The following is a 22,931-nucleotide window of genomic DNA, read 5'->3' on the forward strand; positions in this document are numbered from 1 at the left end:
GGCGGGGGTGGGGATGGGGGTTGTTTTTTTTTTTTTTTTTTTTTTCTTCCCTCCCCCCCCCCCCCCCCCCCCCCCCCACTACATTATGTTTCTTTTAGTCTTAGCCCATCCCGTACATCTAGCTAATAGGAACGAATGACATGGGCGAAGATGACGAGCACCAGATTCGTGCGATCAGCACAAGCAACAATACGATCGAGAATTATTCGCTGTTTTGATTCAAGCGTTCCTTACGCCATACACGTCAACGTCACACTAACGGGATAAAACTCCTAATACTCGTCTTTCTTGCTGGCTTTAGCGACCTTGACACACGTGCCACGGATTTCAGAACGTGCCTGAGAAGCCTTAAGTAGCCTGCACTAGGGATTATGTTATTTGCTCGTTTTTCTTTGAGTGTAATCGAATACTTAACTACGGCGAGCGGGTAGATAGTGGAGCGAAAGCACAATCGGCGTTATCGAGGCGATTTTCTGCTCTGTAATGCTCCTGTAAATCAAAGGGCAACACCATTGATGCTAAGGCTGCTCGGCACTCAAGCCCCATACGCTGTGCAGCACGAAAAAGACCTTTACTTCCAGATAACACTACTGAATTACCGTAACGGTTTGACCACACGTGAAAGCTAGCCGATGTTAGAACTCCTGGAAAATTGTCACGTTCCCACTCTTCGAAGAAACACGACAAAAGATCATTTTGCTCAACCCTATCCCACCGCGTTCGGGTTATGCCCTCATAAGGAATTACCTTCCAGGGGCCACTCCCATACATCAAGCTCAACTGGTGAATCTTGCAAATAAACGACTCAGGGGCTACTCCCTCGGCTAAAGTCCATTCAGTGATGCGATTATCCTCAAGAACTTCATATAGATCGGAGTCTGCATAAAGGTTGATCGAATCTCCGATCACTTGCTCCCACGACGCCCATTCATAGTCCATGCCAAGTTTTCGCAAGGGAACAAAGGCACGCAATATCTCATGAGAATGAGCAAGCGAAACGTCGGCGAATGTATCTATTTTATTGCGCATTAAGGATCTCTATCCGCTCCTTACGCCATGCCTGGATTCGCGAGGGCAAAAAGCATTCGATACATCCGCTGAGGATAAAGCAAATACAGCCGAGCGGTGCCCACCACGTATTCCACCAGTAGAAACCGCCTAGAAATGAGGGCGTCATATCCTTCAGACCCGCCCATGCGATCAGGAAGAACAGCGCATAGAACACTACACTCCACACGATATTGGGCAGGTAAAAAGATTTTCTGTTTCCCCACCGACGCCTAACCCACATATCCAGGTAGCACATCGGAATAGCCGCCAAAACAAGAGCAACAAAAAACCATAGCTCACTGAGATCGCCACAGATACTACTGAGCACACACAACCCAAGAGCTACGGTTATGCAGCCAAGCGAGATGACGGTTCGGTTAACACGATTCTGCCTATCCACCGCATTTCCTTTCATCACTCTTTCCATGACGACCACAAACCTCAGTGCACACTTCACACCAGCCAAGCGATACGTAACATCCCAAAAGCTCTACCATTAGCTCACATAATGACAGATTATTTCGCCTTAATTACGCCCCTATTACAGCAGAGCTAAGAATCACCCAGTATTTTGGCGAGAACGCTCCTTACGCCACGCCTGCCATACCGACGGAGCAAAACCCTCAATACACCCAAGAACAATAAGACAGCCACTGCAAAGCGGCGCCCACCCCGTATTCCACCAATAAAATCCATGCAGAAATGGCGGCGAGACCAGCTCTAATCCCGCATAGAGGATAAGCAGAAACGGAGAGAAAAACAGTATCCGCCACAAAATATCAGGCGGATAAAAACGCTTCATCTTTCCCCAGCGACGCTCAATCCCTCTGTAAAAGTAATACAGCGAACCAACTATCAAACCACAGGCTACGAAAAACCATAGCTCACTGAAATCGCCACAGATTGCGCTGAGCACACACAATCCAAAAGCCACAGCCATGCAGCCGAGCAAGATACTAGCTCGATTTGCACGTTTCACTCTATCCAACATTGACAGCCGTCCAAGCTGCTGGATAACCACCACCATAATTACAAATCACTTGTTTCCTGATGTAGTGCTTTTTGCCAGTGGCAACATCTAACAACTGTTCAGCCCACCAAGCTTCAGTTTTAGATTTTACAAAACCAATACCGATCATCAGCGCTGAAGCAATCCCACTCAATCCATTTTTTAGAATTGCTCCAATAACTAGCGGGACTGAGACTGCTTCAGCATGCGTGACAATATCTACCTTATACGTATCTCGTAGTAGCTTCTCTGCATCCTTCTTGTAAATATAGCTTTCCCCGCACACTCGACCGCCGGGAAAATTTGGATTTGTATCGCCGATAGCAGCAGGAATCAGTTCATGCTTTCCAACCAGATCTAATGGAGATCCACCCAGCAGTGTCGGTTTCTGAGCATGAGCAATAACAAAGCCATCCTCAGATTCAGACACCACCTTATCCCCATTCTGATAGTCCGCCCCTCTTTCCAGATCAGACATCATCACCACAATGGAACTCCGCTCAGCAAAAGCTGGGGTAGCCCTCTCAACAATGCCCGAAATGCCACTTACACCCAAAGCACAGACCAGAGAAATACTTACAACAGCCTTCATCTCCCACACCTCATTCTTAATACATCTCTTTACAAAAAGAACGACATAATCATTCATGGTTAAGACGGTGGAAATACCACCTCACGGCAAAGGCTTCTTTGCGCCTGCAGACGATGTGACTCAAGCCACCAGATTAAGTATTAATAGTGAGAGAGTAGTGGAAACCCGACGCTAAGGTCAATACTTTTGGAGTAAGTCCAATTAAACTGCAGGTCAGGCCGATATACCCCCGAGGTAATATCAGCAATAGCACTAGCTAAGCGTTTGTATCCCTCCGCACAACGTCGGGTGCTCGCATGTGGAAAGCCAACTACGCAAACACAAAAAGAGTCTCTCCACCACTGAAGAACGTTACAGCCAGAGCGCGTCCAGCAGCTTCGCAGTTAATCAGAGAAAGCTAGCGCCAGCCCTACCAAAACACACTCCGCTAAGCCCACGGCAACGCCGCCCCCGCCGGGAATAACCTCGCGCAAAGAATCCAGCAACGTCAGGTTAAAAAGCTGCCAGCTATTGATCCACCTCAGCACGAGCCTGCACAAAAGCTTCGATTGCCATATCGAGGTCTGCGCGCGTCAACCCTGCTGACATCTGAGTGCGAATACGCGCTTTACCTCGCGGAACAACTGGGAACGAGAACGCCCGAACGTACACTCCCCGAGCCAAAATCGCATCAGCCATCCGAGCAGCCCGCACCGCATCCCCCACCATCACCGGAACAATCGGGTGATCCGACTGCGGAATCTCGAAACCAAGCTCCGTCATCCGAGCACGGAAATACTGAGTATTTTCATGCAGGCGCTCCCGCAACTGGGCACTATCGCGCAACACATTCAAAGTCGCCAAAGCGGCCGCCGCAATCGAGGGTGCCAAGGAATTAGAGAACAGATACGGCCGCGAGCGCTGCCGCAACATCTCCACGATCTCGCGCCGCGCACAAATATATCCACCACTTGCCCCGCCAAGCGCCTTACCTAATGTTCCAGTAAGAATATCGACCTCATTGCGGCAACCAAATAACTCTGGGGTCCCCGCCCCGCTCTCTCCAGTAAATCCAACCGCATGAGAATCGTCAACCATCACCACCGCGTCATAACGACGAGCCAGCTCGCAAATCTCGTCAATAGGGGCAACATACCCGTCCATCGAGAACACCCCGTCGGTAGCAATCAAACGGGTACGCGCATCGCGGGCCGCCTGAAGTTGCGCCTCCAAATCCGCCATATCCCGATTCCGGTAGCGCAACCGCGCAGATTTCGTCAGACGCACCCCGTCAATAATCGAGGCATGGTTCAGCTCATCCGAAATAATTGCGTCTTCAGGACCACACACCACTTCAAATAAGCCGCCGTTGGCGTCGAAGCACGAAGAATAGAGAATCGTATCCCAGTTCTGTGGATCCTCCGGATGGAAAAACTCCGTCAAGGCACGCTCAAGCTGAGTATGTAGGGTTTGCGTCCCGCAGATGAACCGCACCGACGCCATTCCAAAACCCCAGGTTTGCAGTGCCTGCTGGGCAGCCTCAATGAGAACCGGCGAATCAGCCAAGCCGAGATAATTATTGGCACACAAGTTGAGCACCTGACGGCCATCCGCGATACCCACATGCGCCGATTGTGGCGTCGTCAACGCCGCTTCTTCTTTATACAAACCGTCGGCGCGTAATTCTTCGAGTTCGCGCGCTAGACGCTCTCGCAGTCGGCTATCCATCTGTTATTCCTCTCCCCTTGGCAGCCCATCACCTATTTGGCAAGCACTTACCTGCTCCGCTTCCTTATTCCTCCCACGTCATCACGACTTTGCCGGAACGCCCGTCACCCGCGACAGCGAAGGCCTCACGAAAATCACGATAGGAAAAACGGTCAGTGATAATTCCAGAAATATCTAGACCAGAACGCAGCAGTGCCGTCATCATGTACCAGGTTTCAAAGATTTGCCGCCCCGTCACGCCCTGAATCGTCAGCATATTAAAAATGACGGTACTTAGATCCATCGTCACGGGCTGCGCCGGAGTCCCCAGCAGGGCGATCCGACCACCGTGGGTCATGTGGTCAATCATCATCGTCAGCGCCGCTCCAGAGCCCGACATTTCCAGCCCAATATCAAAACCCTCTTTCATATTGGCAAGCTGGTAAATATCTTTCAGCGGGCGGTCAGCAGTGTTAATCGTCAGTTTCAACCCCAGACGATGCGCAAGTTCCAATCGCTCATCAGCTAAATCCGCAATCACAACATTGCGTGCCCCTTGGAATTGCGCAACAAGCGCCGCCATAATACCGATCGGCCCTGCGCCGGTGACCAGCACATCCTCTGCAAGAGTGTGGAACTGCAAAGCCGTGTGGACGGCATTGCCAAAAGGATCGAAGATCGCCGCCACATCCGGATCTAAACCAGGGATCTGGTGAACCCACACATTGCTGGCCGGCATAGCGAAATACTGCGCAAAAGCCCCATCAACGTGATAGCCAATTCCCCGAGTGTTACGGCACAGATGCCGACGCCCAGCCAAACATGCTCGGCACCTGCCACAGACGTAATGCCCTTCGCCGGATACAAACATTCCCGGGGTGAGCCCATCTACCTCCGAGCCGATCTCCACGATCTCTCCACAGAATTCGTGCCCTAAGATTCGTGGCGTATGGACGGTATTTTGCGCCCAGCCGTCCCAGCGGTCAATATGTACATCCGTTCCGCAAATGCCGGTACGCATTACTCGAACCAGGACGTCATTTGCCCCAATGGTAGGTTCTGGAACGTCGATAAGCTCTAAGCCTGGGCCGGCTTGCGTCTTTGCTAATGCTTTCATCGTTGAGTTCTCTCTTGGCTGTCCATAATGTGATTTTACTGCGCGAGAGGCGGTTGAGTCTGGCCTGCCGTGAAATAGTCGATAAGCACCGGATCGACGGCGGGGATCTGCCGCGGCTGGGATCCATTGCGCAGCGAATCAGTGGCACAGATTCCGGCGGCCACAGCATACCATGCACCCAGCGGGTTGGTATCCGTCGGCGTTCCTGAGCGAACAAAGCGGAAGAATTCCGTCACTGTTAAGACGTCGGCGTCACCGTGCCCATGAGCATCGCCAATAATCGGATACTGGACGTCACCATCTGGACGATAGTGGGTGCGGGTGTTCCACAAGCTGATATGCCCGCCTTCACCGTCACCAAAATTCTCCAACCGCCCTTCCGTCCCAATGACGGTGTAGTTGCGCCAATAATCGGGCGTGTAATGGCACTGCTGATAGGAGGCAAAAACTCCGGTATTCATTCGCATGAGCATCATGGAAATGTCCTCAACGTCAATCACCGGATTAAGCCCCATCTGGCTCAACGGCGGCCAGTTCGATAACGAATACCATTGCCCCATCAGTTCGTGATTATGATCGGCACGGCTGGCAACCTGATCGTAAAGAGTTAGCCCGCCCATCGCGACGACCTCGGTGGTGTGCGCCTGCGCCAGCCAATGCATGACGTCAATATCATGCGCCGCTTTCTGCAGAAGTAACCCCGTGGTGTGCTCTCGCTCGGCATGCCAATCTTTGAAATAAAAATCGCCACCCGATCCGACGAAGTGCCGGCACCAGATCGCTTTTACCTCACCGATTTCTCCAGCTTGGATCAGTTCGCGCATGCGGCGCACGACGTTCATGTGCCGCATATTATGCCCGACGTACAACCGAGTTCCGCTTTCATAGGCGGTGTGAAGAATCGCCGTCGCCCCCTCCAACGTAATGGCCAGAGGCTTTTCAAGATAGACCGGAATACCGGCTTTCAACAGCTCACAGGTTACCTCCGCATGAGTATCATCCGGCGAGGTAACGAAGGCAACGTCAATACCTGTAGCAATGAGTTCGGCAACCGTCGCGGTGATCGCGAGCTGATCGGCATTGCGGCGCAACTGACGTTCTACTCGGGCCAGCGCATCTGGATGCGGTTCACAGACGGCAGTAATAATTCCGTCATTTTCTGGTAGCTCTGCGTGCCGCGCTAAGGGGGCACGAGCGCCACACCCCACGATACCGACTCGTAGCGTACTATCACCCATCCGTATTCTCCTTATTCCTCGCCGTCTTGGCGCCGCCAGTTCGCTGCACTTCCCCGTCGCCGCCACTTGCGGTTTTGCTTAACGCCACAGGTAACGAGTGCGCCACCGACCGCGCATGCCCGGCATTTCCCTGCTAGATGCCCTACTCACCCATGTAAACAGACCGATCCAGCAGTACCCACATCCAAACTATCAGCGATCCGCACTACTATCTTCTCCGAGCGGATTGCCTCTCTCAATATCGCAGTGGGCAACAGAGATATTTACCGCGGAAGATCATTTAATGCATTGACGATCAACTGCGCATAGATCTCTGCACCGCGCCCATCAGGATGAACGACGTCAGAGGCGAGATAATCCTCGTGGGAGCTGATCGCACTCGCCCAATCGGCCATCCGAACCCGCTGCGGGTATTTCGCAGCCAACTGTGCAATCGCTTCATTGGAGGACCAGATCCAATCGTCAGCTCTTGGCCCATATCCCGTCACGAAAACAAATTTCGCATTCGGGGCCGCATTGAGGAACTGTTCTCCAATATCCACCGTCAAGTAGCTATTTGTTGCCAAAGAGATCACGACGTATGGGCGCACCCGACCCGTCGCCACCCAGTCATTAATGATGGACAATCCAGCAACCGTCGAACGTGAGACTTCTGCGTCTAGATCGCAGCCGGCGAGATGATTCTGCAATGCCGCAGCGGAAGCTAAGGTTACCGAATCGCCAATAATACTGACCTGCCCACCACTAATCGGGGCTGGCGGCTGGCTTGGCTTATTCCCCTCATCCGGCTTACCAGAGGGCTTATCGCCTGGTTTATCAGCAGGCTTACCATCCGCGCCGGTATTCGCCTGACCATCCGTACCAGGCGCAGCAGCGCCATTGCCATTCGTAGCAGGCTGTTGCGGCTGACCCGAATTATTATCCGTACCATTAGGCTGCGGATTCGCCGTCAAAGCCTGCTGCCCAGCCTCAACCGCCAATTGTGCCGTAGTTTTTTCTGGAGCTTTTGCTAAGGCAACCCCCACCGAGGCAACTACGGCCACGATAACCACAAATGAGACGAGCGCTTGCACTCCGAGCTGCGGAATGGAAAGCCAGCGACGCAAGGTAGCGAAAATACCATCACGACGCATGGGGGTTTCCACCCAGGTATAGGAGGCAGCAGCCGCGCCAATCGAGATCACTAACACGATCAACCCGACGATCCAGGATTCCAAATTCGGAAGCGCCGTATTTAATACGATCAAGATGGGCCAATGCCACAGGTATAACGCATAGGATCGCTCCCCTAGCCAACGCAAGGGCAGCACATCGAGAATACTGGCGAGGACTCGCCCAGGCCCAGGTGCTCCTGAAACGACGTCCACAAGACCTTGGAGAACTAACGCCGTCGATAGTGAGGCCCATAGCAAGCCCCACGGGTAGGTCCACATCACTGCGTCATCAATAACGATAAAGCCACAAATCATCGAAACGAAGCCGATGATCGCCAATGCCCCACGCCCAAAACGAATCGTCGGCGGGAGGGCGGCACGCACGCTAGCTGGGGCTTCCTCAATTGGATGCGGCAAAATCAAGGCGAGCGAGGCGCCGATAATAATGGGGAATAAATGCGTATCTGTTCCCTGATAAATTCGGGTCAGATCCATGCCAAGCAAAGAACACGCAAACATCCATAGCAGCGAGGCCAGGGCAATCAATCCCGCGATACGCGGGCGAACATGGGTACGCAGGCGCACTAACAGTAATAAAATAATCGGCCAGAAAATGTAGAACTGTTGTTCAACTGCCAGCGACCACATATTGCGCAAGAGTAGCGGATTCCACTGGGTGAAATAGGACGATCCAGAAGCGATTTCCGTCCAGTTATAGGTGAAGGTCAGCGTGCCAAGGAATTGCCGACGAATCCCTACCAGCAGATCCGACGAGACGAACATCGCCACCGGAATCATTATCAACGTAGTTACTGCTACCGCCGGGAATAACCGGCGGAATCGCCGCAGCCAAAAACGGAACAACCGAATCGTGCGATATTTTCGCCATTCAACCATGAGCAATCCGGTGATGAGGAACCCTGACAGCACGAAAAAGACGTCAACACCAGTAAATCCACCGGATAACCGAGTTTTCATCGCATGGTAGGCGACGACGGCTAATGCTGCGATAGCGCGAATTCCGTCAAGCCCCCGCACTCGGAAACGCCTCGTCGTACGAGTGGAGGTTGAGCCCACTGCTGGCTCTAGCACCTTATGCCCTGGATACCCCAACTACTCTCTCCCTGGTTTCAGCCATGCCGTCATTCTTCATCACGAATTTATGGTTTCAATTGCTAGTAACCGTCAATATATTAGTCGCGCAATCAAAGCCACGGAAACACATTTCTTTTCCGTTTCTTGACCAATTATTCGTTACAGTTTGAGTGTGAATAATACAGCCACGCAATACGGATTACTTATCGTCAATCTAGGCAGCCCTAATTCTCCCCGAGAAGCCGATATTTCCGAATTTCTTGCCGCTTTTCTCGCCGATCATCGGGTCGTACACTGGCCTCGATGGCTGTGGCTACCCGTCCTGCACGGGATTGTCCGTCGGGTGCGCCCACGAAAAGTGAAACCCATCTACAAAAGCATCTGGATGGGCGATCAATCCCCGCTCGTCCACTACACACAAGCCCAACACGCCCAGCTTGCCGAGGCATTACCGCAGGTCAACGTCAAATATGCGATGGCATATACCGCGCCACGTATCGCGGAGACCTTGCGCGAGTTTGAACGTGAGGGCGTCGAAGATCTCACGATCATCCCGCTCTATCCGCAGTACGCCCCGTCAACAGTTGCAGCAATCACAGATCAGGTTTTTCGTCACTATCTTCGGGCCACTCGTATCCCGAACTTGCGGATCATTTCCCAGTTCACCTGCCAAAAGCATTACATTAACTGGCACGCTCAGGCACTACGCGAACGGATTGACCGCCTCGAATCGCGCCCTGATCGAATCGTTTTCTCATTTCACGGCGTCCCCCGCCATCCCCGCCACGAACCGGAGTACTACCGCACACAGTGCATGGAAACATTTGACGCCATTTGCCGCCATCGCGCTATTAGTGAACTCAACATCCCCGGCGCGTTGACCTATCAATCGAAATTCGGACCAGGTGAATGGATCGGACCAGCCACAATCGACGAAATGGCCCGCCTGCCACAAGAAGAAGCTGTGCGCAGCGTCTTAGTGTGTACGCCAGGATTCCTCGCGGATTGTATTGAAACCCTTGACGAAATCGACGTTCTTAACCGAGAGGCGTTCCTGAACGCCGGCGGCACAGATTTTTCCTATCTAAATCCGATGAACGACGATCCGGCCGTCACAGCTATGCTTCTCGATCTCTATCACAACGCAGTGTAACGTCGGCATACATATAAAAATGCTACAATCCTCATGGGCGCATAACTTCGCCCGCTTCGCGGCACACAATTTTGCCAGCCGAACGAGACACGAGAGCGGCGCAGCTCGCCTCACGCCGTGGTTTTGCTTCGCTACTCTCTTTGTTGCATACACCGAAAATTTCAGAGCGCCGGCAGTGGGTTCACGAGATCACGATGCCCGATGGGCACCATCACAGACGAGCAGCAACCGAAAAGCAACCAAAACAATCGAGGAATAATCGAAAGAACGGCTTGCGCCTTCCAAAATGCGACGATTTCCTAACGCTGCGCGTGCTGGCTGCGTGCCGCCTTGATCCGCTCAGCTCGGAGCTGGTGAAGCAAGGGCATCTCTAGCTCCTCCAAGGACGCCATCCCCGTCGCTTGACGGATAAGATAATCTGCCAACTCCGGATTGCGAACCAGCACCGGACCGTGCATATATGTCGCAATAATGCCGTGCTGCGCCACCCCGTCATACATCAAACCTGGCTGCCCCACAGCCGTCGTTCCCCCGTTGCCCGTGCCAGCGGTAACGATCCCTAATGGGCGTGCGTCTGGGCCGAGACTCGTCGCCCCACCATGATTCTCAAATCCGGTTAATTCTTGCGCCAACCCGCCAAACATCGGCTCACTCACCAGCTCACCGATGGAACGATGACCTTGCGGGGAGGTAGTAATATCCAGTAATTCCAAGCCCTCAACCCGCTGATTACGCGCGTCTACATACCAATTACCGAGAATCTGCAACGACGCACAGATCGCTAACAGTGGAGTTCCCGACTCAATTTTCTGGCAAAAATCCCGATTCGCGCGCAGGTGTTCGGCAGCGATAGCCTGAGCCGCATCCTCGCCGCCACCCATCACGTAAATATCCATTGACGTGGGGATCGCCTGATCGAGATGAATCATGTGGATCTGTGCGTCAATGCCGCGTGCCCGAGCACGGTAAGCCAAAACGCTCGCATTACCTGTATCGCCATACGTCCCGAGGACTTCCGGATCAATAACTCCGATATGCAGTGCCGAGTTCACTATTCTTCCTCCGTCATCGCACCCGAGACAGTGCCTACCCGATCAAAGATTTTCTTTGCGTCGCGGAAAGCAGTGTAATTAGCGAGTAACTCCACCTTGGCCTGCGACGGGCAGGCCTCCAGGGCTTGCATAATTCCCGGAACATACGTCACGTCGATTCCGGCGTATTGCAGGCGGATTGCCAGATCTAAGCCTCGATCTCCGCAGGCGATAACGCGACTATAGGTGCGCGCCAACTCATCAAAATCGACGTCCCACAGCCAGGACAGATCCGTCGAATCAGCAATTTGACCATTGACGTCAATAATCAGATTGGGAATCTCCGTATTAATCATGGTGATAGCTTCTTGCCATCCAGCCGGATTCTTCGCGAGCAGCATCCGAATCTGCCGCCCATTAACACAATATGTTGCATAGCGACCAGCAACCGTCTGCACTGCTCGGACTGCTTCTACCGCGTCTACCATCGGAACGCCTAGAGCATGAGCAGCCACAATAGCTTGAGCAGCATTGCCCTGATTAGCCTGACCAGGCACTGCAAGATCGAGTGAATACTGCTCAGATTCGTCAGCACAATTAATCAGAACGCCCTCGCGCACCATCCAATCCGGATCTGGACGCCGATAGGGCGAATCCTTGACGTACCAATCCTCCCCTTGGCGCACAATCGGCTTGCCCCCGCGCGGGAAACTCACCGAATCGTTGTACCATCGCGAGCCCACACTCACCCAGATCACCCGAGGGCTATCCATCGCTGCAGAAACAATCAACGGATCATCACAATTAGCAATCACCGTAGCCTGCGGATTATCGTCAACAGCCGCCCGGAGTCGTTTTTCAACATGACCAATCTCGCCAACTCGGTCTAGCTGATCGCGAGAAAGATTGAGTAACACAAAGGCGGCTGGGCGAATTTTGGCAGAAACCAAGGGGACGTGCAGCTCGTCCACCTCGCATACCGCGTAGGGCGCATCTGGCTGGTTCATCAAAGCGCTGAGCACGCCAGAGCCCATATTATCGCCTTTATCATTCGACGCTGTCTGACCGATCGTATTGAGCGCCGCGCGAACCATTGCCGTCGTGGTGGATTTTCCATTCGTTCCAGAGACGACGACGGTTTTCTTCTGCGCCGCTAACTGCGCCAAAATTTTCGGGCTGATCTTTTCTGCGATAGCTCCGCCAATCATCCCGCCAGAGCCTCGCCCCATAAGTTGGGAGGCTCGCGCCGCAATACGCCCGGCCTGCATAGCGATAGCGCTGCGCCGAGGAAGTTTCATATCCACTTTCTTTCCCACGCCTTCAGTATATTCCGCATAGCCTATCTCGCCCATGGCCATAGGATTATCCGCCACAATATCGCATGGATCGCAATGTTTTCTTACTATTTTTAATCGCTATGCGTGTTGCGGGGGATCACCTCACCTATCGGGCATATACCCACATGTGACGCGAAGCAGGGCACGAATTCGTATAAAACATATCCGCATAAGCACCGACGAGGAGCAGGCACGAGGATCGCACCTGGAAATATCCTTCGCCGCAGGCAAGGCACATATCGAGACGGGATTCGCCCACAAACCATCTGCGAGCCACGAACGGCATTTCTTACCAGAGGTGAGCTAGCAACCAGCCGAATAGCCCGCCTACAATGCCCGATAAGGCTTCGCGCACCCGTCCGTTTAACCAAGACTCATAAGGCATCCACATACCAGAAGCCCTCGCCCTGCCCGCCCGGCGCGTCCTTTTCTAGCTCCTCCTTAATAGAGCTTTAATAGAGCGCCTACTTAATACGAAAGGAACAAACTGCTAATTTACTGCCCAAAAGTGCCATCTAATAAACACGAATAGACCTGCTCCCAGCCTCCATAGCGGCGCGCTATTTTCCCAGAATCAACAATCAGACCGTGGAATTGCGCTAATTCCGCTACGGTAAATTGGGCGGCGTTAACTGCTGGATCGAGCGCCCGACGAGCGGCTTCATAGTGGGCATAATCCCCTAAACCGGCAGCCGCTATCAATCGGCGCGCATACGCATCGTAGATAAATACGGGATGGTGGTAGACGTAGAGGAGAATATCGTCGGCAGTTTCCGGGCCGATTCCACGTAAGGCAAGAAGTTCCTGACGCAAGCGGTCACACGGCAGGAGGCAAGCTTCAGCGTCACGCTCTAAAAACCAGTGCCCGATGCTCCGCAGATACTCCGCTTTTGTTCGGTAGTACCCACACGGACGGATGGCATTTTCCAGATCGCCACGCGGCATATCCACAATTGACTGAGGATTCAGGAGATCTCCCTGACGCAGGGCTGCGAGTGCCCGCTGAACATTCACCCATGTGGTATTTTGCGTCAGTACAGCACCGACGACGATCTCGAATCGGGATTCACCCGTCCACCACGATTCACTGGGCACCTGCTCACACAGTAGCTGATATAGGCGGCGCAAGCCGCGCGCCAGGGCTTGGTCAGACGGCTCCGTCAGCATGTTCTCCCCATCCTTTTCGTACTGTCTTCGTATTTCTCTTACGAGGGTATCGCAGCGCACTTTTATCGAATACAGTGCCGCACCAGTGTATATTGCACTATTGCGCACTATCAGTGGTCGGTGTTGTTACTGCATTAACCCAATTACTACTGCATTAACCCCGCCATCCCATCCCGCCCCTATCACCCGTTTCCTATCGCCCATTGACTTTCTTGCCACGCCTAGTACTATGTATTACATAGAACCTAGGCGTAATAGCCACACTGCTAACAGCCCACCGGAGTCCACATGGCCGAATCACAACTACGTAAAGGCGCTTTAGAGCTCATCATTCTCGGCCTGCTCGCCACCCGCCCCTCCTACGGGGGAGAACTATTAGAACGCCTAAAAACGGAAACCCACCTCGACATATCCCAAGGAACGGTCTACCCCCTACTCAGTAGGCTGCATAAAGCCGGAACCGTACACACCCGCTGGGAGGAATCACCATCCGGGCCACCACGAAAGATCTACGAACTGAGGCATCACGGTCATGAACGACTCACCGCGTTAACACACGAATGGCTTCACCTACACAAGGCAGTAACTCAATCCGTGAAAGGAATTCAGCTATGAGACTCCGCTCCACCACCGAAGATGGAACCCGTCGCTTTCTCGGAATTCCCGTCAGTTTCCCCACTCGAAGCAATACCACTGGAAAAATTCTGCGCTGCTTCGAACCTGAAAATCCCGCAATCTTCGTTCCCCGCACCGCCGGTATTGGCTGGGATCTGAACATCGGAGCCATCGCCGTCAAACTTGGCCTTATTCGCCCCGACGATTCCCTGCCCGACCTGGAAGCATACATCCCTCCTACAACACGGCGCGCTCTCGCGAGCGCACCCTGGATCGGAGCGGCTAGCACATGCCTCTACGCTCGGAACATCGCCCGCGCCCGCCGAGTAGTGACGAAATGGCACATAACCGGGCTACCTAAGCGATATTCCAGCGGAAAAGCAGCCGCAGCTCTCAGCGCAGGCACAAGTATCGCCCTGGCAGCCCTACCCATCGTCATCTCTCGCATCCCAACGGGCAACACATCCGAATCAGAATCTGAACCTACCTCCACTCAACCAGCATCTGCGCTCGATACTGCCCGCAGCGCCGATATCGTCCTCACTGCTCACGCCCTAGGGTTGCAGAGCCTCCTACTCTTTTCGGCTGAAGCCGCCCGCCGCGAGATAAAACATCCACATACTCGCCAGCTCATTGCCTCTATCGGGCTACTCGCTGCACCTATCGTCACATCCGCAGTATTAGTGGCGACCGTCAAGCAGGCGCTCAACGGCGTATCTCGCGCGCTCAAAAGCAGCTCTCACACACCAGCCTCCCAGCCCATGCCCGCCCCCGCCTCAGCTTCAACCAAGGAAGACGATAATGAACGGATTTGATTCTCTCACCGCGCTGCCCCGCGAGGTGCAAATCGCCATCGGTATCCTGTTCGCCATTCAGCTTGTACTACTCATTACCGCGTTCATCGTCATGGCTCGAACCCCTCCTGGGCCAATCGCCGGTGCCGCAAAACCCGTATGGGCACTCATCATTATTTTTGGTCAAGCAATCGGGCCGCTCCTCTTTCTCATCTTGAGCCGACGCGATGCCCGTGCCCGCGCCGAACGCGAACAGCTAGATACCCACCGGCGAGGCGCACCTATCCCACTGGATCTCAACGGAAATACCGACCCGAACAGACAGCCAGATGCTAATGGGAACCCGACTACAGGCAGCCAATTAGCGGCAAACAGCCAACTACCTACCAGCACTCAGTTAGCGGCAAACAGCCAGTTATCGCTGCAGAAGCAAGATAACGATAACCGCCAGCCAGCCCTTTATCCTCACCGAGAAGCTCAAGGCCGTCCCCATCACCAGAAGGCCTCCGAAACGCGCCCAGATATCCAATCCGCTATCGACGACCTCTACCGGAAGTAACAATGCCTGAGCCCGAGTTAATCGTCAGTACCCATAATCTAACAAAGGATTACGGCACATACCGCGCGCTCAATCAGATCAATCTGGCTGTTCCCGAGGGCGCGATCTACGGATTTATCGGCGCAAATGGAGCCGGAAAAACCACCACTATCCGTATCCTTTTAGGGCTAATCTCCGCCTCTAGCGGGCACGCCACCGTTCTCGGATATTCGCGCGGCCAACTTCCCTGCGACCCTATTGCCGATCTTGCCTATTTGCCCGACGTCCCCCGTATCAGTAGCTGGCTGACCGCCAAAGATGCCCTCATTACTTTCGCGCAGCTATCTGGAGTGCCATCCGATATTGCTGCCACTCGCGCAGATTCACTATTAGAACTCGTTGGGCTACACCGAACGCATGGCACAGTCGGCGGTTTCTCGCGCGGTATGACGCAACGCCTCGGTATTGCCAGCGCCCTCATTGGCAGCCCTCGCCTGTTAATCCTTGACGAGCCAACCAGTGCCTTAGACCCAATGGGCAGGGCTGAAGTTCTTGAGATCATCTCATCGCTGGCCGGCAAAGCAACGGTTATCTTTTCTTCACATCTACTGGGCGACGTCCAACAGGTGTGCAGCCACGTCGGGCTACTTGACCGCGGGAAATTATTAGCCCAAGGACGGCTTGAGGAGATTCTGGAAACTATCCCCGCCACGAAATCCCAACTCCACATCACCGGAGAGCAGGACGATCTGAATACGGCACGTGAACTGCTATCAGCGGCTCTGCCTGGGCTATCCATTACCGAAGAGAAAGCCTCATTGCAAGACGTCTATCTGCAGGCAACGACGAAAGAGTTGAACCAATGAGCCGGAATTCTCATAACACCGCAGGCAGAGTACCTGGTATTGCCTCCCTGACGCGGCTCCTGGCACGCGGAAGTTATCGCAGCGCCAGCACCTGGGTAGTGTGCGGCATTTTCACACTAATGGCCCTGACGTCAGCGCTCATCGCAAAATACACGCCGCGTATCCTTTCCGCACTAGCCGACCCCGCCCTCGCCGAATTTATGTCGCGCAACCTCGGAGAACCGTCGTGGAGTGACGCATATTCGGGGTGGATCAAGAATCTCAATCAAATCTGTATTTTCAGCGTTATTATCGTCGGCGCACTGCGCTTACACTCCCAAATGGGCAGCTCAGAGGCTCACATGATTCTCACCCGCCCCATTAAACGCAGCTCCTATCTACTGGCACACGTATTCACTTTGGTACTGACGTTACTGGCCACACTCGCTATTACTACCGCGATTGCAGGGGTAACGACGAGAATCGTCTTTGGCCACGCGCCACTATTTCCCCTCCTGGAGATCAGCGGTATATGGCTCCTGTTTGCTCTCGTCATTATCTGCGCGATGGCACTTGCCGAGGCGATATTCTTAAGCCTCGGAGCAACCCTGGGCGTCGGTATTGCCGTGTACGTATTTGTTTCTATTGGCGGCGCGTGGCATTGGGGAAGCACCTACACGCCACTTGGCTTACTGAGCACAATGAGCGCACTCGCCAATGCCTCCCATATTCCTACAGCTATCTTCGCCCTTAAACTTCTCTCCACTGTTTTCTGTGCGGGCGTTTTACTCGTGGCGGCTATGTGGCGTTACGAGCGGCGGGATCTGTGCTAATTTCAGCGGGATCTGTGCTAACTTCGGCGGGATTTGTGCCGACTTCAGGCATTCCCTCACTGCGGGGTTTCCTTTCTGGCCGAACGCGCGAGGCACATTATTTACGACGGATAAATTAAATGCCGATATGGGCTAGTGACTGGCATTTAGCAAACAAAGCTGCTCGTGGTTGCGTAGCGGCATGTGGTGATGTTTAATAGCGTCGAGTTTGTTTCGCCGGGTTTACTATGTTCGCTTGACTTTTTCTTTTCTGCCAAACCTCAGCTCATACAGCAGCGATTCCCTCCAAGAGCCCTGCCCCCCTCACATCGTAGCTATTAAAATCGTTCGCTCGGAGCTGTCACCCGTTCCTCATCAGAGCATCGCCTACACCAACGCACCCACCACTGCAGCCTCGCCAACCGCCAGAAACCCGCGTCAACAAACAAAAAGCCCATCTTGATCCGCCGCCAACCGAACCGAGCTATGAGATCAAAATGGGCTATTAAGTGGAGCCCCCTGTCGGATTTGAACCGACGACCGCCTGTTTACAAGACAGGTGCTCTACCACTGAGCTAAGGAGGCCTGCCGCGAGCGCATGGCTCGCAAGCGTGTTTCATTGTGCCAGATTTATTAGCGCGACACCAATACGGGAGACGATCCCCATACTTCAACGCACTGCCATCCAGCACAGTGCAGCATTTGGCGCGTAGTAGTACCTACTTTGCAGTGTTCACACAAGCGAACGCCTTAGTCGACATTCCTACCCGCGCCGCAGATGCCGTCTTACTCCTACTTTGCTGCCGGCGGAGTCGCCGCTAAGGCCTTATCAATAATCGTCTGCGGGCTCTTGCCATCTTCCAGCCAGGAATCGTCTTTCACGCCGTTGATCTCCAAGGTCGGCGTTGCCGTGTAATCCTTTGCCCGGAACGATTCCGTTGCTTTGACTGCAATATCTTTCCATTCTCGAGAGGCAATCGAGGCCGGCAGATCATTGGCAACCTCTTCAGGCACACCGACTTTGATAGCAATATCGGCATATTCGCTCTTCGGCGGGATGGGCGCATGATTGGCCACCGTCTCAGTACCGCGAGCCATGAGCGCATCCGAGTAGGCCCATGCCTTTTGCGGTGCGTATGTTGCCACATAGAACATGGCCGCCGTCGCGTCATCCGATAATTCGTTACCTAGGGTCGCCACTGGATATAACCGGAAATTCAACTTACCTTGGCTGGCGAGGGCATGGAATTTCTGGCTGTAGCCTTTCTCTAGATTCTGGCAGCCGTGGCAGGTGTAATCCGAATAAATAGAGATCGTATTCAACCCGGAAACTGATACCCCAGCCATTCCATCGGGGCTGACGTCAATCCCGTAATCTTTCGTCACATTCGCCAATTCAGCCGGACGAGCTGACCCATTATACGATCCAAAATCGTCCTCACTTGCGCCAGTATTTTTCGCGAAAATCTGCACAATAACCCCGATAATAACCAGCAGAGCTACCACACATCCGCCGATAACCAGCATCTTGTTGCGCTTGCGTCGTTTTGCTTCCTGCTCACGCAAAATCCGGTTCTTTTCCCGAGCTTGTTCCCGACGTTCTTTCTTCGTTAACGTCTGCGCATTCTTCGACGTATAGGCCGTATTCTGTGTTGCCATCAATCCCTCGTATTCCTAGCATCGATGAATGTGCCCAATAAACCGCGCGACGCAGTATCTCGCACATCCACATGATCGCGATGCACGATGCGGGAAAACATCGCGCAAATCTACCTCCTCACAGCGTACTCGCCTAAATAACCCGTCAGCTAGCATCTGGAACACGATTTTGCCGACAGCGTGCGCCAGGGAGCCGCGTTCGCATAGTTTGGCGTATTTACCGACGCACAACGTCCAACATTGACAGCACTCCCAGACCAGCTACCCCAAGCAGGAAAACACACCAAAATAGCCGGTAGCCGAGGGTCGGGGCAAAGGCTTGACCGATCACTCTCGCTCCGTGTTGCGCACGGTAACTCGTCGGCAGGAACCATCCAAGCAGCATCGTTCCTGCACATATTCCGGCGGTAATGAGTTCTGGATATGACCCCCACGTATCCGCATATCCAGTTAGCCACATTCCACTAAGTAACAGCAGCACTACTGGGATGCTGCGTAACAGTGCCCCGAATAGTGCCGCCGGAACACGCAATATCTTCCGCACCGCGCTATGCCGCCCTATCACAGAGCGCCGCCGCAACTCCTCGCGACGTTTCGCGTCCCATTCCCCTACCAGGGCACATAGGAAAAACAATCCGGCACATACTGGCACGACAATCATCGACCAGTGGACCGCAAAGGCAGCCAGCGCTATCCACGTCAGCAATACCAGAAGGCGAACTTTCGCTGGTAATAAACCATCATTATGTTCTGACGGCACATCGTTATACGAAGCAGAATCGGTGGCATACGAGTGAACTGCCGAGATATCCTCCGACGGGGAGTGTGGATAGTGCGCCGCGTATGAGGCAACAGGATAGGGCGAGTTAAGCGCATACGGCTGGTGCGGGGCATCTGCGCGTTGATCCGCAGATCTGTGCGATAACGCATGCGGATCAGCTACCGACGAAGACATCCGATCTGCGGGATACCCCCGCCCATCGGCATACTGTACGGCGGGCAGTTCCTCCGTCCTCGAATCATATTGCCCGTAGCCGTATTCGTCAGAATATTCCTCACCGTATCCACCGCCCTCGTATGCGCCTGCCACCGAATTCACTGGCGTTATTTCGGGACTCCGCTCCGCGCCACTCCCTGCGCCGCTAGCCCGTAAATCAGCCGTATTAATCGCCTGCCCCGAGGAAGTGGCAGCGGGATAGCGCATTGTTGCCCCCGAAGTATCCGCCACTACATCCCTATCGGATTCCAGGAAATACTGCCCGCCATACGCTGCGGTAGCTGCCTCGTCATTTATATCTTGCGAATCGCCATTAGCTGGCCAATAGTGCGCTACGCCTTCATCCCACGAGCTTTCATCGTCATAGTCGCCATAGGTGCCGGCATAACCATCTGTTGTTTGTTTTGCGCCATACGCTATCGTTTGTGCCGCGCCCTGTGCCATGCCATACACGGCTCCCGCATCGCCGGATGCTACGTGCCCACCACGTGCCGGTGGCATATCCGCAGATGGCATACCCGCTCGCTGTTCCACATCTGTTACCACACGGGTCGGCGGGCAATCATCATGCTGCTCGTATTCCTCACCTACAGCGCCCTCTGCGTTGAGATCCTCAGAAACATACCGGCAATGTTGATTGGCTTGGATAACGTCAAGCAGCTCAGCACAACCGATGCGTCGCTCCACATTCGGATGCAAAGCCTGACGAAACGCCTGAGCAACCGGCTCACATAGACCCGGTAAGGCCGCCTGCCCAGATAACACCCGATGCATAATCGCCGGATGCCCACCTGTGCCAAAAGGAGCATGCCCAGTTGCCGCAAAGGCAAGCACCGCAGCGAGAGCCCACCAATCCGCTTCCTCGTCAGGTGCCGCGCCGCGAATAACTCGCGGATCACAAAACCCCGGGGTATGGGTAACTGCACCCGTCTGCGTCATCCGCACGTCTTCGCCAAGTTGGGCAATACCAAAATCAATTAAAACCGGCCCCTGTGCACCCATCATGACGTTCGAGGGTTTCAAATCCCGATGTAGTACCCCAACGCGATGAATCGAATCTAGGGCACGCGATAGTTCCTCACCTAGTTCGCATAAATCCTGTGACAGGTAGGGGCCCTGGGCAAATACATCGGCTTCTAGCGTCGGCCCGTCAATGAGTTCTGTGACGATGAAAATATCATCATCCTCGGTTTCCGCATCGAGCACCGCCGCGACGTATTTGCCGCGCGCCCGTTGCAACATCGCGACCTCCCGGCGCAAACGCTCTCTCGCACGTGGCTGGGCGGCAATGGCCGGATGGAGCAGCTTAAGGGCAACCAGATTTCCCGCATCATCGCAGGCCCGATATACGCTGGACATCCCGCCTGCGCCGATCTGCGCCAACAGGTGATAGCCCCCTATGCTCTCTCGCATCGCCACGACGTGACCATCCTTTCTGGCATCGCCCCTGCGTATTTCCGTGTTCTTCGCTGTGCTATCTCTTTCCAGGTCCAGGTGTATTCTCGACGCTCTCGGTTCACACCGAAAACGCAGAATATTCACGCCGTGCCTCTATTGTGCCGCATACTGTGGCACAAACCGCTCCACCTTAAGCCGTAAAGCTATGTTCCTTTCTGACATATTGTGCGAGAATAAGCGGTAGCGCTACCTGCGCTGTGTCAGAGTCGACACCTACTCGGACACCTTTCACTCGGATCGTCCGGCACGTACCTGCCGGTGAAGGGAGCCATAATCATGGCAACAGTTACATTTGAGAATGCTACGCGCATATACCCTGGAGCGACGACGCCAGCGGTTGACGCCCTCAATCTAGAGATTGCTGACGGCGAGTTCCTCGTCCTCGTCGGCCCCTCTGGTTGTGGAAAGTCCACCTCTTTGCGTATGCTCGCTGGCTTGGAAGACGTCAATTCCGGCCGTATTTATATTGGCGATCGCGACGTCACCGATGTGACTCCGAAAGATCGCGATATTGCGATGGTATTCCAAAACTACGCCCTATATCCGCACATGACGGTTGCGGATAACATGGGCTTTGCGCTGAAGATCGCTGGCGAAGATAAGGCCGTTATCCGCGAGCGCGTGGAAGAAGCGGCCCGTATTCTTGATCTGACGCAATACCTCGACCGCAAGCCAAAGGCCCTCTCGGGTGGTCAGCGGCAACGTGTGGCAATGGGTCGCGCAATCGTGCGTAAGCCGCAAGTGTTCCTGATGGATGAACCGCTATCTAACTTGGATGCGAAGCTGCGTGTGCAGACTCGTACCCAGATCGCTTCTCTGCAGCGTTCGCTCGGCGTTACCACCGTGTACGTCACCCACGATCAGACCGAAGCTCTCACGATGGGTGATCGGATTGCGGTACTTAAGGATGGTCTGCTCCAGCAGGTTGCCTCCCCAGCGGAGATGTTCTCGCGTCCGGCTAACGCTTTCGTTGCTGGCTTCATCGGTTCTCCGGCTATGAACCTCGGTACGTGGCGGATTGACGGCAACTCAGCCGTCTTTGGTGACGCCCGTTTCGAGCTGCCGCGTGACGTTCTTGATGCCGCCGGTAAGGACGGCTCGTTGACGATCGGTTTGCGCCCCGAAGCGCTTTCCATCGCTGGTCAGGGTGAAGGCGGGATCCCGGTTAAGGTTACTTTCGTCGAATCTCTTGGATCGGATGCTTACGTCTACGGCACAGTTGTTGGCGGCGAGCGCGAAGATAGCAAGTTCGGTTCCGGCGATGAATCCGAAACCCTCGTTGTGCGAATTGAGCCGTTTAACGTGCCGGCTGCTGGTGAAGTTATTTACCTGCACCCACGCCCGGAGCACACGCACTTCTTCTCCAGCACAACCGGAAACCGTATCGATTCCGCAGTTCAGCACGGATAAGAATAGCGGGCGTTACCTAGCACACTGTGCTCCACACCGTGATCCAGTTGCATACGGTCCGATTGCCATACGGCGCGTATGTGCAAGATCATGCCAGGGGTACAGCGTCATGGATACGCCCAGATAGGCTGTCATGTTAAAGCGGCGTCGGAACGGACGATAGTTCGTTCCGAC

The 22,931-nt window shown here is 54.0% G+C and carries 20 protein-coding genes and 1 tRNA gene; 7 read left to right on the forward strand and 14 right to left on the reverse strand.

Annotated elements, in window-relative coordinates:
- Positions 1-414: 414 nt before the first annotated feature.
- The 7 genes from ACLHIL_RS08320 to ACLHIL_RS08350 form a co-directional block, all read right to left on the reverse strand.
- Positions 415-1,029: a hypothetical protein gene (locus ACLHIL_RS08320; RefSeq protein WP_411297498.1), complete on the reverse strand. Its 615-nt coding sequence runs from the start codon at positions 1,027-1,029 to the stop codon at positions 415-417.
- Entirely contained in the window at positions 1,019-1,465 is a 447-nt protein-coding gene (locus ACLHIL_RS08325; RefSeq protein WP_411297499.1) for a hypothetical protein, read from the reverse strand. Before ACLHIL_RS08325 ends, ACLHIL_RS08320 begins: the two co-directional genes overlap by 11 nt.
- Before the next feature lie 565 nt (positions 1,466-2,030).
- The gene (locus ACLHIL_RS08330) at positions 2,031-2,708 is read right to left on the reverse strand and encodes a hypothetical protein (protein ID WP_411297500.1); all 678 of its coding nucleotides are present in this window, start codon (positions 2,706-2,708) and stop codon (positions 2,031-2,033) included.
- Between the two features lie 450 nt (positions 2,709-3,158).
- Entirely contained in the window at positions 3,159-4,358 is a 1,200-nt protein-coding gene (locus ACLHIL_RS08335; RefSeq protein WP_411297501.1) for a glycine C-acetyltransferase, read from the reverse strand.
- Positions 4,359-4,422: 64 nt separating this feature from the next.
- Positions 4,423-5,454, reverse strand: coding sequence for an L-threonine 3-dehydrogenase (gene tdh, locus ACLHIL_RS08340; protein WP_411297502.1), 1,032 nt, complete (start codon positions 5,452-5,454; stop codon positions 4,423-4,425).
- Between the two features lie 35 nt (positions 5,455-5,489).
- Entirely contained in the window at positions 5,490-6,692 is a 1,203-nt protein-coding gene (locus ACLHIL_RS08345) for a Gfo/Idh/MocA family protein (protein ID WP_411297503.1), read from the reverse strand.
- A gap of 263 nt (positions 6,693-6,955) precedes the next feature.
- Positions 6,956-8,884, reverse strand: a complete 1,929-nt coding sequence (locus ACLHIL_RS08350) for an acyltransferase family protein (RefSeq protein WP_411297504.1) — start codon at positions 8,882-8,884, stop codon at positions 6,956-6,958.
- A gap of 229 nt (positions 8,885-9,113) precedes the next feature.
- On the opposite strand from ACLHIL_RS08350, the gene hemH reads away from it, so the two are divergent.
- A complete protein-coding gene (hemH, locus tag ACLHIL_RS08355; RefSeq protein WP_411297505.1) occupies positions 9,114-10,094 on the forward strand; it encodes a ferrochelatase in 981 nt (326 codons plus the stop codon).
- A gap of 299 nt (positions 10,095-10,393) precedes the next feature.
- Here hemH and ACLHIL_RS08360 read toward each other — a convergent pair whose 3' ends face one another.
- The 4 genes from ACLHIL_RS08360 to ACLHIL_RS08375 all read right to left on the reverse strand — a co-directional run bounded on the left by ACLHIL_RS08360 (position 10,394) and on the right by ACLHIL_RS08375 (position 13,629).
- The gene (locus ACLHIL_RS08360; protein ID WP_411297506.1) at positions 10,394-11,146 is read right to left on the reverse strand and encodes a type 1 glutamine amidotransferase; all 753 of its coding nucleotides are present in this window, start codon (positions 11,144-11,146) and stop codon (positions 10,394-10,396) included.
- Positions 11,146-12,441: a MurT ligase domain-containing protein gene (locus tag ACLHIL_RS08365; protein WP_411297507.1), complete on the reverse strand. Its 1,296-nt coding sequence runs from the start codon at positions 12,439-12,441 to the stop codon at positions 11,146-11,148. The genes ACLHIL_RS08360 and ACLHIL_RS08365 overlap by 1 nt, the downstream gene beginning before the upstream one ends.
- Before the next feature lie 127 nt (positions 12,442-12,568).
- Complete coding sequence (locus tag ACLHIL_RS08370; protein WP_411297508.1) at positions 12,569-12,739, reverse strand: hypothetical protein; 171 nt, start codon at positions 12,737-12,739, stop codon at positions 12,569-12,571.
- Positions 12,740-12,957: 218 nt separating this feature from the next.
- Positions 12,958-13,629, reverse strand: coding sequence for an endonuclease III domain-containing protein (locus ACLHIL_RS08375; protein ID WP_411297509.1), 672 nt, complete (start codon positions 13,627-13,629; stop codon positions 12,958-12,960).
- 288 nt (positions 13,630-13,917) lie between these two features.
- On the opposite strand from ACLHIL_RS08375, the gene ACLHIL_RS08380 reads away from it, so the two are divergent.
- Genes ACLHIL_RS08380 through ACLHIL_RS08400 form a run of 5 tightly spaced genes read left to right on the forward strand, consistent with a single transcriptional unit; the run spans position 13,918 to position 17,254 of the window.
- A complete protein-coding gene (locus tag ACLHIL_RS08380; RefSeq protein WP_411297510.1) occupies positions 13,918-14,244 on the forward strand; it encodes a PadR family transcriptional regulator in 327 nt (108 codons plus the stop codon).
- On the forward strand, positions 14,241-15,059 hold the full coding sequence (locus tag ACLHIL_RS08385; RefSeq protein ID WP_411297511.1) for a DUF5808 domain-containing protein: 819 nt from the start codon (positions 14,241-14,243) through the stop codon (positions 15,057-15,059). The genes ACLHIL_RS08380 and ACLHIL_RS08385 overlap by 4 nt, the downstream gene beginning before the upstream one ends.
- Entirely contained in the window at positions 15,046-15,597 is a 552-nt protein-coding gene (locus ACLHIL_RS08390) for a hypothetical protein (protein WP_411297512.1), read from the forward strand. The genes ACLHIL_RS08385 and ACLHIL_RS08390 overlap by 14 nt, the downstream gene beginning before the upstream one ends.
- A gap of 2 nt (positions 15,598-15,599) precedes the next feature.
- Positions 15,600-16,442: an ABC transporter ATP-binding protein gene (locus tag ACLHIL_RS08395; RefSeq protein ID WP_411297514.1), complete on the forward strand. Its 843-nt coding sequence runs from the start codon at positions 15,600-15,602 to the stop codon at positions 16,440-16,442.
- The gene (locus ACLHIL_RS08400; RefSeq protein WP_411297515.1) at positions 16,439-17,254 is read left to right on the forward strand and encodes a hypothetical protein; all 816 of its coding nucleotides are present in this window, start codon (positions 16,439-16,441) and stop codon (positions 17,252-17,254) included. The genes ACLHIL_RS08395 and ACLHIL_RS08400 overlap by 4 nt, the downstream gene beginning before the upstream one ends.
- Positions 17,255-17,743: 489 nt before the next feature.
- On the opposite strand, the gene ACLHIL_RS08405 is transcribed toward ACLHIL_RS08400, so the two are convergent.
- The 3 genes from ACLHIL_RS08405 to ACLHIL_RS08415 all read right to left on the reverse strand — a co-directional run bounded on the left by ACLHIL_RS08405 (position 17,744) and on the right by ACLHIL_RS08415 (position 21,302).
- Positions 17,744-17,818 (reverse strand) — tRNA-Thr (locus ACLHIL_RS08405).
- A gap of 207 nt (positions 17,819-18,025) precedes the next feature.
- Positions 18,026-18,892, reverse strand: coding sequence for a thioredoxin domain-containing protein (locus ACLHIL_RS08410; protein WP_411297517.1), 867 nt, complete (start codon positions 18,890-18,892; stop codon positions 18,026-18,028).
- A gap of 217 nt (positions 18,893-19,109) precedes the next feature.
- Positions 19,110-21,302 carry a serine/threonine protein kinase gene (locus ACLHIL_RS08415; protein ID WP_411297519.1) on the reverse strand — a complete coding sequence of 731 codons (2,193 nt, stop codon included), beginning with the start codon at positions 21,300-21,302 and terminating at the stop codon, positions 19,110-19,112.
- A gap of 321 nt (positions 21,303-21,623) precedes the next feature.
- Here ACLHIL_RS08415 and ACLHIL_RS08420 point away from each other — a divergent pair, with 321 nt between their 5' ends.
- Entirely contained in the window at positions 21,624-22,757 is a 1,134-nt protein-coding gene (locus ACLHIL_RS08420) for an ABC transporter ATP-binding protein (protein ID WP_411297518.1), read from the forward strand.
- Positions 22,758-22,931: the final 174 nt, after the last annotated feature.

This window comes from Trueperella sp. LYQ143 (assembly GCF_046599595.1).
GTDB lineage: Bacteria > Actinomycetota > Actinomycetes > Actinomycetales > Actinomycetaceae > Trueperella.